This is a genomic window from Streptomyces sp. NPDC048352, from assembly GCF_040651895.1.
GTDB lineage: Bacteria > Actinomycetota > Actinomycetes > Streptomycetales > Streptomycetaceae > Streptomyces.
Map to the genome: position 1 here is coordinate 12,941 of NZ_JBEZKZ010000092.1, position 14,092 is coordinate 27,032.

Below are 14,092 nucleotides of genomic sequence, written 5' to 3' on the forward strand. Positions count from 1 at the left end.
GCCGCCCCTGCGGCGCACCGGGCCCGGCACGCCGCAGGGGCGGTACGGGCCCGGAGCCCGTACCGCCCCTGCGGGCACGGCGGCTACTGCTTGTGGACCGCCCAGGCGTGCTGGATGACCAGGTCGGCCTTCAGCTCGGTGAGCTGGGTCGCGACCGCCGACGGGGCGGTGCCGCCGCGGCCGTTGCGGGAGGCGAGGGCGCCGGCGACGTTGAGGACGGTGCGGACCTCGGGGGTCAGGTGCTCCGAGATCTTCGCGAACTGCTCGTCGGTGAGCTCGTCCAGCTCGATCCCCTGCGCCTCGCACTCCTTGACGCACTCGCCGGCCACCTCGTGCGCCACCCGGAACGGCACGCCCTGCTTGACCAGCCACTCGGCGATGTCGGTGGCGAGCGAGAAGCCGGCCGGGGCCAGCTCCTCCATGCGCTCCCGGTTGACCGTGAGGGTGGCCATCATCCCGGTGAAGGCCGGAAGCAGCACCTCCAGGGTGTCGCAGGAGTCGAAGACCGGCTCCTTGTCCTCCTGGAGGTCCCGGTTGTAGGCCAGGGGCAGCGCCTTCAGGGTCGCGAGGAGGCCCGTCAGGTTGCCGATGAGGCGGCCCGACTTGCCGCGCGCCAGCTCCGCGATGTCCGGGTTCTTCTTCTGCGGCATGATCGAGGAGCCGGTGGAGAAGGCGTCGTGGAGGGTGACGAAGGAGAACTCCTTCGTGTTCCACAGGATGATCTCCTCGGCGATCCGGGACAGGTTGATCCCGATCATCGCGGTGACGAAGGCGAACTCGGCGACGAAGTCGCGCGAGGCCGTGCCGTCGATCGAGTTCCCGACCGAACCCCGCTCGAAGCCCAGGTCGGCGGCGACCGCCTCCGGGTCCAGGCCGAGCGAGGAGCCGGCCAGGGCCCCCGAGCCGTAGGGGGAGACCGCGGTCCGGGTGTCCCACTGCCGCAGCCGCTCCGCGTCCCGGGACAGGGCCTGCACGTGGGCCAGCACGTGGTGGGCGAAGAGGACGGGCTGCGCGTGCTGGAGGTGGGTCCGGCCCGGCATCGCCACGTCCGCGTGCGCCTCGGCGAGGCCGACCAGCGCGTCCTGAAGGTCGGCGATCAGCCCGCCGATGGTCCGCGCGTGGTCGCGCAGGTACATCCGGAAGAGGGTGGCCACCTGGTCGTTGCGGGAGCGCCCGGCGCGCAGCTTGCCGCCGAGGTCGGGGCCGAGCCGCTCCAGCAGGCCGCGCTCCAGGGCGGTGTGCACGTCCTCGTCGGCGATGGTGCCGGTGAAGGAGCCGTCGGCGACGTCCGCTTCGAGCCGGTCAAGGCCGTCGAGCATGCGCTCCAGCTCGTCGGCGGTGAGCAGCCCGGCCTTGTGGAGCACACGGGCGTGGGCACGCGAGCCGGCGATGTCGTACGGCGCCAGGCGCCAGTCGAAGTGGACGGACGCGGACAGCTTCGCGAGGGCCTCGGACGGGCCGTCGGCGAACCGGCCGCCCCAGAGCCGGACGTCACCGTGGTTGCTGCTCACAGCTACTGCTCCTCAGGAGGGTGGTGGTGCGACGGGCTCCCCGCCGCGCAGGAAGCGGAGAGACCGTCTCGGTACAGCGTCAAACGATTCACGGCGCGATGCGACGCGCGACCGGCCGGGGTGTAGGCATAACTATGCATTGCTCCGTATGTTTCGTCAATCGAGCTCCGGGGGCCCGTCGCTGACCAGCCCCTTCATCGCGAGCGCGGGCCGGGGGCGGCCGCCTACGATCGCGCGAGCGGAACGACCCCGGGGAGGGCACATGTGGAGCGCGGCCGAGAACGCGTCGTGGGGGCGCAACGTGGCCAGGGGGCTGCTGCACGGCGACGCCTCGCCGGTGGCCGCCAGGCTCGCCGGGAACGGCCCGGACGCCTGGATCGCCTTCGACCGGGAGGTCCGCCGGGCCCTGCGCTCCCCCGGCACCGAGCCCGGGGCCAAGCGCCTGGAGGCCCGGCTGTGCCACCCCGACGGGCGGGTCCGCATGGCCGCCCTCGCCGCGTGGCGCAACCCGCCGCTGCCGCTCCTGGTGATCCGGTGCGCCGACTGGGTGCCGCAGGTCCGCGACCGCGCCCGCAGGGTCCTCGGCAGGGTGGTGGCCAAACACCCCGCCGAGGTCCTGCTCGGCCTGACCCCGTTCATCCTGCGCCTGGGCGGCCGCGAGCACGGCGGCTGGGCGGTGGAGCAGCTGGAGGCCGCGCTGAGCGGCCGCTACTCGCTCCTCGCCGCCTGGTGGCGCCCCGGGCGGCCGTGCACGACGTGGAGCTGGAACGCGCTGACGCCCGAGCAGCGCGACCGCCTCCTGGAGGCCCTGTGCGGGGCTGCCGACCTGGCGGTCCGCCGGTTCGGCGTCCGCGTGGCCCTCGCCGCCGGGCGGTTCGGCGTACGGGAGACCGCCCGGCGGGCCGCCGTCGAGCCCGACCCGGTGACGGCCCGGATGTGGACCGATGCCGCCCTGGCGGCGATGGCCGCCGACGGGCCGGACGACGGGGCGGTCGACGCCCTGCTCGGCTCCCGCTTCGCGGCGGTACGGGCCGCCGGGGTCACCGCGCTGCACCGGGCCGGGCGGGCGGCGCAGGCCGTGGACCACCTGGCGGACCGGGCCGGCCGCGTACGGGCCTGTGCCCGCTGGCTGCTGCGGCAGGCCGGCGGCGACCCGTACGCGCACTACCGCGAGCTCGTCACGGACCCGGAACGGGTGAGCGCGTACGCGGTGACCGGCTTCCGCGAGGTGGCCGGACCGTCCGACGGGCCGCTGCTGCACGCCCTGCTGGACCACCCCGACGGCGCGGTACGGGCCGCCGCCGTGGCCGCGCTCCGCCGGCTGGGCCTCACCGTCGGGGACGCGGCCCTGCTCGCGATGCTGGAGGACCCGTCCCCCTCGGCGGCCCGCGAGGCCGCGCTCAGCCTGCTGCCCGGGGCCGGCCGGCTGGACGCCGCCGCGCTGGCCGCCCGTACCGGCCCCGAGTGGCCCGCGCACACGCGAAGGGCCGCGTTCCGGATGCTGCGCGGGCGGGGCGGGAGCGCGGAACTGCGGGCGTCCGTCGCCATGCTGACGGACCCCGACCCGGGCCTGAGCAGGCAGGCGCGGGTCACCGTCGTCAACTGGAACTGGCTCAGCACCCTGGACGAGGGCGAGGCGCACCAGGCGGAGCTCGGCGCACTGCTGGCGCGCGCCGCCCGGCTCCTGGACCTCCACCGGTTGCGGCTGTGAGCCCCTTCGACGGCCTGCCTGCGCGGCCGCCGGCCCCGTCGGCCGTACCGTCTGGGGTGTGCTGCGTACCGCTCTGCTCACGGGCTCGCTGGTTCTCGCCGGGCTCTTCCCGTACGGTCCCGATCCGCTGCCGGCCCGCCTCGCCGACACCGGCGGCGGCAGCCAGCTGATCACCGCCGTCGCGCCCGCGCCCGGATCCACGACGGGGACGCTGACCTGGTGGGACCGGCGCGCGGGCCACTGGTTCGAGGCGGGCAGCGCGCCCGCCCGGTTCGGCGCCAACGGGCTGACGGAGGGCGGCTCCCGGGTCCAGGGCACGAACACCACCCCGACGGGCCTGTACGAGATGCCGTACGCCTTCGGCACCGCGCGCCCGCCGGCCGGTACAAAATACCGCTACCGGCGGGTGACGGACCGTTCGTGGTGGTGCCAGGACAACGCCTCCGCCGCGTACAACCGCTGGACGGAACCGCTGCCGGCCGACTGCGCGCCGGGCGAGGCGGAGCACCTGGTGGCGTACCAGGAGCAGTACGCGCACGCCCTGGTCATCGCCTTCAACTACGACCGGCCCGTACGCGGCCGGGGCGCGGGCATCTTCCTGCACGTGAACGGCAAGGGCGCCACGGCCGGCTGCGTCTCCGTCCCGCACCGGGCCATGCGCGCGATCCTCCGCTGGGCGAACCCCCGCCGCCGCCCGCACATCGCGATCGGCACGGAGGCCGGCGCCCTGGCCATGACCCGGTACTGAAGGGAGCCGCTAGCCCTCCTTCTGGGCCAGGCGGAGGAGGTGGTCCGCCAGGGCCTGGCCGCCCGCCGGGTCGCGGCTGATGAGCATCAGGGTGTCGTCGCCCGCGATGGTGCCGAGGATCGCGTGGAGTTCGGCCTGGTCGATGGCCGAGGCGAGGAACTGGGCCGCGCCGGGCGGGGTGCGCAGGACCACGAGGTTCGCCGACGCCTCCGCCGAGATCAGCAGTTCCCCGGAGAGGCGCCGCATGCGCTCCTCCTTCGCCGACTCGCCGAGCGGGGCCTGCGGGGTGCGGAAGCCGCCCTCGCTGGGCACCGCGTAGATGAGCTCGCCGCCGGTGTTGCGGATCTTGACCGCGCCCAGCTCGTCGAGGTCGCGGGAGAGCGTCGCCTGGGTGACGCTCAGCCCGTCGTCGGCGAGCAGTTTGGCCAGCTGGCTCTGGGAGCGGACCGGCTGCCGGTTGAGGATGTCCACGATCCGGCGGTGGCGGGCGGTCCGGGTCTGCGGAACGGAGGGGCCGCCGTTCTGCTCGGGTTCCTGGGCCTGGCTCATCGTCGTCTCATTCTCCGGATCGTCCCGCTTCGTCGAGGAGGCCGGGCAGTGCCCGGACGAACGCGTCGACCTCGGCCTCGGTGATGACGAACGGGGGCATCAGCCGTACGACGTCGGGGGCGGGCGCGTTGACCAGGAATCCGGCCTTCTGGGCCGCCTGCTGCACCTGCGGTGCGAGCGGCTCCGTCAGCACGATACCCAGCAACAGCCCCGACCCGCGGACGTGGGAGACCAGCCCATGGGCGGAGGCTTCGATTCCGGAGCGCAGCCGCTCGCCCCGCGCCTTGACCCGGTCGAGCAGCCCCTCGGCGGCGATGGTGTCGATCACGGCGAGGCCGGCGGCGCAGGCGACCGGGTTCCCGCCGAAGGTGGTGCCGTGCTGGCCCGGCTGGAGCAGGCCGGCGGCCGGGCCGAAGGCGGCCACCGCGCCGATGGGAAGCCCGCCGCCGAGGCCCTTCGCGAGCGTGACGAGGTCGGGCTCGACCCCCTCGTGCTGCTGGTGCTCGAACCAGGTGCCGCAGCGGCCGATGCCGGTCTGGACCTCGTCGAGGGCGAGCAGCGTCCCGGTGGCCCGGGTGATCTCGCGGGCGGCCGTCAGGTAGCCGGCGGGCGGGACGACCACGCCGTTCTCGCCCTGTACCGGCTCGATCAGGACGAAGGCCGTCTCCTCGGTGACGGCGGCCCGCAGGGCCTCCACGTCGCCGTACGGGACGTGCGTGACGTCGCCGGGCAGCGGCAGGAAGGGCTGCTGCTTCGCCGGCTGGCCGGTGAGCGCCAGGGCGCCCATGGTCCGGCCGTGGAAGCCGCCGCCGGTGGCGACCATGTGGGTCCGCCCGGTCAGCCGGCCGATCTTGTAGACGGCCTCGACCGCCTCCGCGCCGGAGTTGCAGAAGAACACCCGGCCCTCGCGGCCGAAGAGCTGGAGCAGCCGCTCGCCGAGCGCGAGGACGGGCTCGGAGGCGTAGAGGTTGGAGACGTGGCCGAGGGTCTGGATCTGGTCGGTGACGGCCGCGACGACGGCGGGGTGGGCGTGGCCGAGCGCGTTGACCGCGATCCCGCCGACGAAGTCGGTGTACTGCCTGCCGTCCGCGTCCCAGACCTGCGCGCCCTCACCGCGTACGAGGGCCAGCGCGGGGGTGCCGTAGTTGTTGGTCAGCGCACCCTGCCAGCGGGTGCGGTACTCCTCGTTGCCGGTGGTCACCGGGGATCCCCTCCCTGTCCGTCGGGCACGACCATCGTGCCGATTCCCTCGTCCGTGAAGATCTCCAGCAGGATCGAATGCTGGACCCGCCCGTCGATCACGCGGGCGGTGGTGACGCCGTTGCGGACGGCGTGCAGGCAGCCCTCCATCTTGGGCACCATGCCGCTGGACAGCTCGGGCAGCAGCTTCTCCAGCTCGCTGACGGTCAGCCGGCTGATGACCTCGTCGCTGTTGGGCCAATCGGCGTAGAGGCCCTCGACGTCGGTGAGGACCATCAGCGTCTCGGCGCCGAGGGCGGCCGCGAGGGCCGCGGCGGCCGTATCGGCGTTGACGTTGTAGACGTGGTGGTCGTCGGCGCTGCGCGCGATGGAGGAGATCACCGGGATCCGGCCGTCGGCCAGCAGCGCCTCGATCGCGCCGGTGTCGATCGCGGTGATCTCGCCGACCCGCCCGATGTCGACCAGCTCGCCGTCGATCTCCGGGCTGTGCTTGGTGGCGGTGATGGTGTGGGCGTCCTCGCCGGTCATGCCGACGGCGAGCGGCCCGTGCTGGTTCAGCAGCCCGACCAGCTCGCGCTGGACCTGGCCCGCCAGCACCATCCGTACGACGTCCATGGCCTCCGGGGTCGTGACGCGCAGGCCCGCCTTGAACTCGCTGATCAGTCCCTGCTTGTCGAGCTGGGCGTTGATCTGGGGGCCGCCGCCGTGCACCACGACCGGCTTGAGGCCGGCCTGGCGCAGGAAGACCACGTCCTGGGCGAAGGCGGCCTTGAGGTCCTCGTCGATCATGGCGTTGCCGCCGAACTTGATGACGACGACCTTGCCGTTGTGGCGGGTCAGCCAGGGCAGGGCCTCGATGAGGATCTCGGCCTTGGGGAGCGCGGTGTGCTTCCTCGCGGTGCTCATGAGCTGTACGCGCTGTTCTCGTGGACGTACTCGGCGGTCAGGTCGTTGGCCCAGATGACGGCCGACTCGGAGCCGGCGGACAGGTCGGCGGTGATGCGGACCTCGCGGTCCTTCATGCTCACCAGGTCGCGGTCCTCGCCGACCGAGCCGTTCCGGCAGACCCAGACCCCGTTGATGGCCACGTTCAGCCGGTCCGGGTCGAAGGCCGCCTTGGTGGTGCCGATGGCGGACAGCACCCGGCCCCAGTTGGGGTCCTCGCCGTGGATGGCGCACTTGAGCAGGTTGTTGCGGGCGATGGACCGGCCGACCTCGACCGCGTCGTCCTCGCTGGCCGCGCCGACGACCTCGATGCGGATGTCCTTGCTGGCGCCCTCGGCGTCGCCGATCAGCTGGCGGGCGAGGTCGTCGCAGACGGTCCGTACGGCGTCGGCGAACTCCGCGTACGCGGGCACCTGGCCGGAGGCCCCGGAGGCGAGCAGCAGCACGGTGTCGTTGGTGGACATGCAGCCGTCGGAGTCGACCCGGTCGAAGGTGGTGCGGGTCGCCTCGCGCAGTGCCTTGTCGAGGGTGGGGCCGTCCAGGTCGGCGTCGGTGGTGAGGACGACGAGCATGGTGGCCAGGCCCGGGGCGAGCATGCCCGCACCCTTGGCCATGCCGCCGACGGTCCAGCCGTCCCGGGTGACGGTGGCCGTCTTGTGCACCGTGTCGGTGGTCTTGATGGCGATGGCGGCGTCCTCGCCGCCGTCGGCGGACAGGGCGGCGGCGGCCGTCTCGATGCCGGGGAGCAGCTTGTCCATGGGGAGCAGGACGCCGATCAGGCCGGTGGAGGCCACCGCGATCTCGCCGGCGTTGTGCTCACCGCCGAGGACCTGCGCCACCTTTTCGGCGGTGGCGTGGGTGTCCTGGAAGCCCTTGGGGCCGGTACAGGCGTTGGCGCCGCCGGAGTTGAGGACGACGGCGCTGACGGTCGCGCCGCGCAGCACCTGCTCGGACCAGCGGACGGGGGCGGCCTTGACGCGGTTGGAGGTGAAGACGCCCGCCGCGGCCAGTCGCGGCCCGTTGTTGACCACGAGGGCCAGGTCGGGGTTGCCGTTCGCCTTGATCCCGGCGGCGATGCCCGCCGCCGTGAATCCCTGTGCAGCCGTCACGCTCACGGCGCCACTCCAATCGTGGAAAGACCCAGCGCCTCCGGGAGCCCGAGGGCGATGTTCATGCTCTGCACCGCGCCGCCGGCGGTGCCCTTGGCGAGGTTGTCGATCGCGCTGATGGCGATGATCCGCTGGGCGGACCCGTCGTAGGCGACCTGGAGGTGGACGGCGTTCGAGCCGTACACCGCCTTGGTGGTGGGCCACTGGCCCTCGGGGAGGAGCCGCACGAAGGGCTCGTCGGCGTACGCCTTCTCGTACGCGGCGCGCACCGACTCCGCGGTCGTGCCGGGGACGGCCTTGGCGGAGCAGGTGGCGAGGATGCCGCGCGGCATCGGCACGAGGGTGGGCGTGAAGGAGACGGAGACCCGCTCCCCGGCGAGCGGGGAGAGGTTCTGCACCATCTCGGGGGTGTGCCGGTGGGCGCCGCCGACGCCGTACGGGGTCACGGTGCCCATCGCCTCGGAGCCGAGCAGGTGCGGCTTGAGGGCCTTGCCCGCGCCGGAGGTGCCGGTGGCGGCGACGATCACGGCCTCCGGCTCGGCGAGGCGCGCCTGGTAGGCGGGGTAGAGGGCGAGCGTGACGGCGGTCGGGAAGCAGCCGGGCACGGCGATGCGCCTGGTGCCGGCGAGGGCGGCCCGGCCGCCGGGGAGCTCGGGGAGCCCGTAGGGCCAGGTGCCGGCGTGCGGGGCTCCGTAGAAGGCGTCCCAGTCGGCGGAGTCCTTCAGCCGGTGGTCGGCGCCCATGTCGACGACGAGCACGTCGTCGCCGAGCTGCGCGGCGACGGCGGCGGACTGTCCGTGCGGGAGCGCCAGGAAGACGACATCGTGGCCGGCGAGGACCTCGGGGGTGGTCGCCTCCAGGGTCCGGCCGGCGAGCGGGACGAGGTGCGGCTGGAGCGGTCCGAAGGACTGGCCGGCGTTGGAGTGCCCGGTCAGCGCACCGATCTCCACCTCGGGGTGCGACAGCAGCAGGCGCAGGACTTCACCGCCCGCGTATCCGCTCGCTCCGGCCACCGCTACACGTACCACCATCGGACCCTCCTCCTCGATGGCATGACTATACGTACCTATGCAGTTTTATGCAAAGGCCCTTCCGGTCCGGCGGCGCCCTGTGCGACAAGGGGTCCTGTACGACAAGGGTCCTGCCTCAACACTCCCGCTCGTACTCGACCTGCTCAAGCGGATGGCCGTCGCCGAAGTCCAGGGCCCGTACGCCACCGGTCCCGGCGAAGCCGCACTTGGCGTAGAAGCCGCGGGAACGCGGTGTGTCGCGCAGGGTCCACAGGTGCGCCCGGGCGAACCCGTCGGCGCGCAGGCGCTCCAGCGTCGCCGCCATCAGCACGGCGGCGACGCCGCTGCCCCAGCCGTCGGGATGGCCGTAGAAGCTGAGGATCTCCGCGAGGCCGGGCCGGCTCCCGGAGGGGCCCGACCAGGACATCGCCAGGGGGCGGCCGTCCACCTCGGCCAGCAGGAGCGTCCGCGGGTCCTCCGCGAGCCGTTGGTGCCAGCGGGTGCGGCGACTGCGGACGCCCTCGGCGGCGAATGCCGGCGCGAAGAAGGGGGCGTAGGCGGCCTCCCACGCGGCGGCGTGGATCTCGCCGACGGCGCCCCCGTCGCCCGGGCCGGCGGCACGGACGGCGATCATCCGGCGACCGCCGGCCCGGCGCCGAGCGGGTGGCGGACCCATACGTTCGGTTCCAGGTAGACCGCGCGGTCGTGCTCCGGGTCGCAGTGGACGGTGCTGAGCGCCCCGGGCACGCGGACCGGGCCCGGGGTGTCGAAGGGCAGTCCGGTCCACTTGCGCCACTCGTCGAGGGTGCCGCTGATGGTCATCGACACCGGGGCCACCGAGTCGATGACCGCCCCCGCGCGGACGTGGACCCGCAGCCAGGGGTCGTACGGCAGTCCGTCCTCGCGGGTGCGGTACGCGTACTCGGACATCGGGGTGTCGGGCTCGGCGGGCTTCCCGTTGGGCCGCACCGGGGCCACCACCTCCGTGAACCCGGCCGCACGGGCGCCCTCCCGCATGGCGGCGAGCATCCTGCCGGACAGGCCCTCGCCCTGCCGGCCGGCGTCGACGGAGATCTCCAGGGCGCTGACCGTGTCGGGCCGCACCCCGCGCCGCTGGTCGGAGAAGGCCCACATCAGGACCCGGTCCCAGCCCTGCCCGGGCAGCACCCCGCCGCGCTCGGGCGTGTGCAGGGCGAAGGGGACGCTGAAGGCCCGCGCCACCACAGCGTCGCCGTCGGTGGCGACGAACACGTACGCGGGGAACTCGGCGACCAGGCGCGGGTAGAGCAGCCAGGCCAGCGGGTCGTGCCGGGCGAACTCCGGCCAGGAGTCCTTCATGTCCCAGAGGCGGGTGGCCAGTTCGGGGCGGCGGTCCAGGGAGGTGATCTCCAGCTCGGTCATGTGCGCAGGCTAGGGGTGGCGTCCGGATCACCTCAACAGGGTTTGGGCCGCTTCCGCCGGCCCGCTCCGCGCCCCGCCGAGGAGCTCCTCGGGCAGGCCGCCGCGCAGCCGCTGCACCGCCTCCACCAGTTCCCCGGGGCCCGGCACCCCCGCGAAGCTCATCCGCACGTGCGCGGCGGGCGGTTCGGCGCAGAAGTACGGGCGGCCCGGGGTGACCGCGACCCCCGCGCGCAGGGCAGCCGCCGCGAAGCCGGCGTCGTCGCCGTCGCCGCCGGGGCGCACCCACAGCTGGAAGCCACCCGACGGCAGGTGGGCGAGCTCGGCGCCGGGCAGCTCCCGCCGCAGGGCGCCCGCGAGCACCTCGCGCCGGTGGCGCAGCTCGGCGGCGACGGCCCGCAGGTGACGCGGCCAGGCGGGCGCGCCGACCAGTTCGAGCGCGGCCTCCTGGAGGGGGCGCGGCACGAAGAAGCTGTCGACGATCTGGATGGCCCGCAGCCGGTCCAGCACCGGGCCGCGGGCGGCGAGGGCGCCGACGCGCAGGCTGGGCGAGGTGGCCTTGGTCAGGGACCGCACGTGGACGACGACCCCGTCGCGGTCCTGGGCGGCGAGCGTCGCGGGCAGCGGACCGGCGTCCTCGTGGGCCAGGGCCCGCGCGTAGTCGTCCTCGACCACGAAGGCCCCGGCGGCGCGCGCGATGCGCAGCACCTCGGTGCGCCGCGCGGGCGACAGCACGGCGCCGGTCGGGTTCTGGAACAGCGGCTGGCATACGAAGACCCGTGCGCCGGTGGCTTCGAAGGCGGCGGCCAGCAGCTCCGGCCGGACCCCTTCGGCGTCCACCGGGACGGGTACCGGCCGGCAGCCGGAGGCGCGGGCGATGGCCAGCAGGCCGGGGTAGGTGGGCGACTCGACCAGGATCGGAGCCCCCGGCGGGGCCAGCGCCCGTACGGCGGTGGTCAGGGCGCTCTGCCCGCCGGCGGTGATCAGCACGTCGGCGGCGCCCACCGCCCCGACCGCGCCCCCGATCTCCCGGGCGAACCAGTCGCGCAGCTCGGGCAGCCCCTCCAGGGGCGGACGCCCCCACGCGCCGGGCCGGCGTCCGGCGCGGGCCAGGGCCGCCGCCATGGCCCGCTCGGGCTGGAGCGAGGGGTGCAGGTAGCCGCTGTTGAGCTCGATGACCCCGGGCGGCGGGAGGGCGAGCGAGTTCACGACCCCGGCGGCGTCCACGGAGCGCGGGACGACCTCCCCGGCGCCTTCGGCGCTGAGGGCGACCTCCTGCCAGGAGGTGTCGCCGGGCGCGGGGTCGGCCGTACGGGGGCGGGCGCGGAAGGCCCCCGCGCCGGGCCGGGTGACGACGAGTCCCTCGGCGGCGAGCTGCGCGAGGGCCCGGGAGACGGTCACGGGGCTGACCCGGTAGCGCTCGACCATGGCCCGGCTGGACGGGAGCTTTCCACCTACCGGATAGCGGTCGAGTTCCGACCTCAGGGATTCTGCCAGTTCGGCCACACTGCTACGCTCGTACATGACAGCACAGAATAGCGCTACTCGCCCGACCTCGATAGCAGTCCAGGTGGAGGGACGCACCTCCGGACGTACCGGCCTCCGCGGCGGCACCGCCCTGGCCCTCCTCGGGGTCGTCGCGTTCTCGCTGACCTTCCCCTCCACCGCCTGGGGTCTGCAGAGCTTCGGCCCCTGGTCGCTCGTCGCGCTGCGCAGTGTGCTGGCCGCCGTGATCGCCGGCGCCTTCCTGCTGGCCGGACGGGTGCCGCTGCCGGCCCGCGAGCACTGGGCGGGCCTGGCCGTGGTCGCCGCCGGAGTGGTGGTCGGCTTCCCGCTGCTGACCACCCTCGCCCTGCAGACCTCGACCACCTCGCACGCCGCCGTCGTGGTGGGGCTGCTGCCGCTGACGACGGCCGCCCTGTCGGCCCTGCGCACCGGAGCCCGCCCCTCGGGCCGGTTCTGGGCGGCGGCCGTCGCCGGCGCCGCGGTGGTGCTCGGCTTCACCCTGGCCCAGAGCGGCGGCTCCGTCTCGGCGGGCGACGCCTACCTGTTCGGGGCGCTGCTGGTGTGCGCCGCCGGCTACACCGAGGGCGGGCGCCTGGCCCGGGCCATGCCGGGCTGGCAGGTGATCGGCTGGGCGCTGGTGATGTGCCTGCCGCTGACGCTGGCCGGCTCCGCGTTCGGGCTGGCGTCCGAGCCGGTGCACCTGACCTGGCACGGCGTGGCCGGGCTGGTGTGGGCGGCGGCCGGCTCGACGTTCCTCGGGCTGTACGTCTGGTACCGGGGGATGGCCGAGATCGGGGCGCCGCGCGCCAGCCAGCTCCAGCTCGCCCAGCCGCTGCTGACCCTGGTGTGGTCGGTGGCGCTGCTGGGCGAGCGGCTGTCCCCGGCCACACCGCTCGCCGCCTGCGCGGTCCTGGTCTGCATCACCGTGACCCAGCGGGTCAAATAGCCCCGTATCGGCCTAAACTTCTAGCACCGGATCGGACCGGCTCCGAGGGAGGTCAGCAGATGCGCGCGACCGAGGGCGACCAGCTGGTGCAGCACGGCAGGATCGTGGGGCAGCACGACAGGGTGGGCGAGATCGTCGAGGTCCTGGGCGAGAACGGCGCCCCTCCGTACCGGGTGCACTTCCCGGACGGGCACGACGCCGTCATGTCCCCCGGCCCCGACTGCGTCGTCCGCCACCCGGACGAGGCCGAGGGCAAGGCCACGACCACCCCCTGGCACTGACTCAGTTCGGCGGCACGGCCGTCGGGTAGTGGTCGGCGACGACCCGGGCCAGCGCCCCGTTGGGGTCCGCGACCGCGTACTTCGCCGAGAAGTAGGCGTGGCCGCGGACCTGCGGGTGGCGGCGGGCGAAGGTCAGGTGCCGGGACAGTTCCGCGGGGTCGCGCCAGGCGGCGGTGGAGCTGTGGGCGTCGCAGCGGTAGAGCGCCTCGCCCACGTACAGGTCGACCCCGGTGCCCGCGACCGTCTTCGCCCACCAGGGGACGACCGCGGCGTAGTCGGCCTGGGGGTGCCCGATGTGCCAGTACGCCTGCGGCGCGATGTAGTCGATCCAGCCCTCCAGGACCCACCTGCGGGTGTCCGCGTAGAGGTCGTCGTAGGTCTGGACGCCCGCCCGGGTGGCCGAGCCGAGCCGGTCGGTGCCCTGGTTGCGCCACACCGCGAAGGGGCTGATGCCGAACCGCGCCGCCGGGCGGACGGTGCGCAGCCGCTGGGACATCTCGTACACGAGGGTGTCGGTGTTGTGGCGGCGCCAGGCGGCGCGGGTGGCGAAGGAGCCGCCGTACTCGTCGTAGGCCTCGTCGTCGTCGAAGTACTCCCCCTCCACGGGGTACGGGTAGAAGTAGTCGTCCCAGTGCACCGCGTCGACGGGGTAGCGGGAGACGGCGTCGAGCATCGCCTCCTGGACGAAGGTGCGCACCTCGGGCAGGCCGGGGTTGTAGTAGAGCTTGCCGCCGTAGGGGACGGTCCAGTCCGGGTTGCGGCGCGCGGGGTGCGAGGAGGCGAGCCGGGAGGGGTCGGTGTGGTTGGCCACCCGGTACGGGTTGAACCAGGCGTGCAGCTCCAGCCCGCGCGCGTGCGCCTCGGTGACGGCCGTGCCCAGCGGGTCCCAGCCCGGGTCGCGGCCCTGCACGCCGGTCAGCCACTGCGACCACGGCTCGTGCGTCGAGGGCCACAGGGCGTCGGCGGCCGGCCGGACCTGGAGGATCACCGCGTTGAGCCGGCGCGCCACGGCCGTGTCGAGGAGCGCGATCAGCTCGGCGCGCTGCTTCCGGGCGGACAGGCCGCTCTCGGAGGGCCAGTCCACGTTCTGTACGGAGGCGATCCACATCCCCCGGAACCCGGCGGCCCCCGCCCGGCGCCCGGCGGCGGGCGGGGCCGGTCGCCCGCCCGGTGGGCCC

Annotated in this window: 14 protein-coding genes; 4 read left to right on the plus strand and 10 right to left on the minus strand. The window is 74.3% G+C overall.

The genetic code is table 11. From position 1 onward, the window contains the following. Positions 1 to 83 precede the first annotated feature (83 nt). The gene (gene argH, locus AB0D45_RS30850) at positions 84 to 1,511 is read right to left on the minus strand and encodes an argininosuccinate lyase (protein WP_362465148.1); all 1,428 of its coding nucleotides are present in this window, start codon (positions 1,509 to 1,511) and stop codon (positions 84 to 86) included. Between the two features lie 262 nt (positions 1,512 to 1,773). On the opposite strand from argH, the gene AB0D45_RS30855 reads away from it, so the two are divergent. Both AB0D45_RS30855 and AB0D45_RS30860 read left to right on the plus strand, forming a co-directional pair. After that, positions 1,774 to 3,222 carry a HEAT repeat domain-containing protein gene (locus AB0D45_RS30855; RefSeq protein ID WP_362465151.1) on the plus strand — a complete coding sequence of 483 codons (1,449 nt, stop codon included), beginning with the start codon at positions 1,774 to 1,776 and terminating at the stop codon, positions 3,220 to 3,222. 61 nt (positions 3,223 to 3,283) lie between these two features. After that, entirely contained in the window at positions 3,284 to 3,970 is a 687-nt protein-coding gene (locus AB0D45_RS30860) for a L,D-transpeptidase family protein (protein WP_362465177.1), read from the plus strand. Positions 3,971 to 3,979: 9 nt separating this feature from the next. Here AB0D45_RS30860 and AB0D45_RS30865 read toward each other — a convergent pair whose 3' ends face one another. From AB0D45_RS30865 to AB0D45_RS30900, 8 genes are all read right to left on the minus strand, one after another. Beyond that, positions 3,980 to 4,519 (minus strand): arginine repressor, encoded by a 540-nt coding sequence (locus AB0D45_RS30865; RefSeq protein WP_007263124.1) that lies wholly within the window; start codon positions 4,517 to 4,519, stop codon positions 3,980 to 3,982. Positions 4,520 to 4,526: 7 nt separating this feature from the next. Next, positions 4,527 to 5,720, minus strand: coding sequence for an acetylornithine transaminase (locus tag AB0D45_RS30870; protein WP_362465154.1), 1,194 nt, complete (start codon positions 5,718 to 5,720; stop codon positions 4,527 to 4,529). Next, the gene (argB, locus tag AB0D45_RS30875; RefSeq protein ID WP_215149655.1) at positions 5,717 to 6,625 is read right to left on the minus strand and encodes an acetylglutamate kinase; all 909 of its coding nucleotides are present in this window, start codon (positions 6,623 to 6,625) and stop codon (positions 5,717 to 5,719) included. Before argB ends, AB0D45_RS30870 begins: the two co-directional genes overlap by 4 nt. Further along, entirely contained in the window at positions 6,622 to 7,779 is a 1,158-nt protein-coding gene (argJ, locus tag AB0D45_RS30880) for a bifunctional glutamate N-acetyltransferase/amino-acid acetyltransferase ArgJ (protein ID WP_362465157.1), read from the minus strand. Before argJ ends, argB begins: the two co-directional genes overlap by 4 nt. Beyond that, positions 7,776 to 8,804 (minus strand): N-acetyl-gamma-glutamyl-phosphate reductase, encoded by a 1,029-nt coding sequence (gene argC / locus AB0D45_RS30885; RefSeq protein ID WP_362465160.1) that lies wholly within the window; start codon positions 8,802 to 8,804, stop codon positions 7,776 to 7,778. The genes argJ and argC overlap by 4 nt, the downstream gene beginning before the upstream one ends. A gap of 115 nt (positions 8,805 to 8,919) precedes the next feature. Next, a complete protein-coding gene (locus AB0D45_RS30890) occupies positions 8,920 to 9,417 on the minus strand; it encodes a GNAT family N-acetyltransferase (RefSeq protein WP_362465163.1) in 498 nt (165 codons plus the stop codon). Next, positions 9,414 to 10,184: an N-acetyltransferase gene (locus tag AB0D45_RS30895; protein ID WP_362465166.1), complete on the minus strand. Its 771-nt coding sequence runs from the start codon at positions 10,182 to 10,184 to the stop codon at positions 9,414 to 9,416. The genes AB0D45_RS30890 and AB0D45_RS30895 overlap by 4 nt, the downstream gene beginning before the upstream one ends. 27 nt (positions 10,185 to 10,211) lie before the next feature. Further along, complete coding sequence (locus tag AB0D45_RS30900; RefSeq protein WP_362465169.1) at positions 10,212 to 11,705, minus strand: PLP-dependent aminotransferase family protein; 1,494 nt, start codon at positions 11,703 to 11,705, stop codon at positions 10,212 to 10,214. On the opposite strand from AB0D45_RS30900, the gene AB0D45_RS30905 reads away from it, so the two are divergent. Further along, positions 11,704 to 12,633 carry a DMT family transporter gene (locus tag AB0D45_RS30905; protein ID WP_362465171.1) on the plus strand — a complete coding sequence of 310 codons (930 nt, stop codon included), beginning with the start codon at positions 11,704 to 11,706 and terminating at the stop codon, positions 12,631 to 12,633. The two genes, AB0D45_RS30900 and AB0D45_RS30905, sit on opposite strands and share 2 nt — an antisense overlap. Positions 12,634 to 12,692: 59 nt before the next feature. Beyond that, positions 12,693 to 12,914, plus strand: coding sequence for a DUF1918 domain-containing protein (locus tag AB0D45_RS30910; RefSeq protein ID WP_361607226.1), 222 nt, complete (start codon positions 12,693 to 12,695; stop codon positions 12,912 to 12,914). A 1-nt stretch (position 12,915) separates the two neighbouring features. Here AB0D45_RS30910 and AB0D45_RS30915 read toward each other — a convergent pair. Further along, a partial coding sequence (locus AB0D45_RS30915) for a family 10 glycosylhydrolase (protein WP_362465174.1) occupies positions 12,916 to 14,092 on the minus strand: 1,177 nt, incomplete at its 5' end.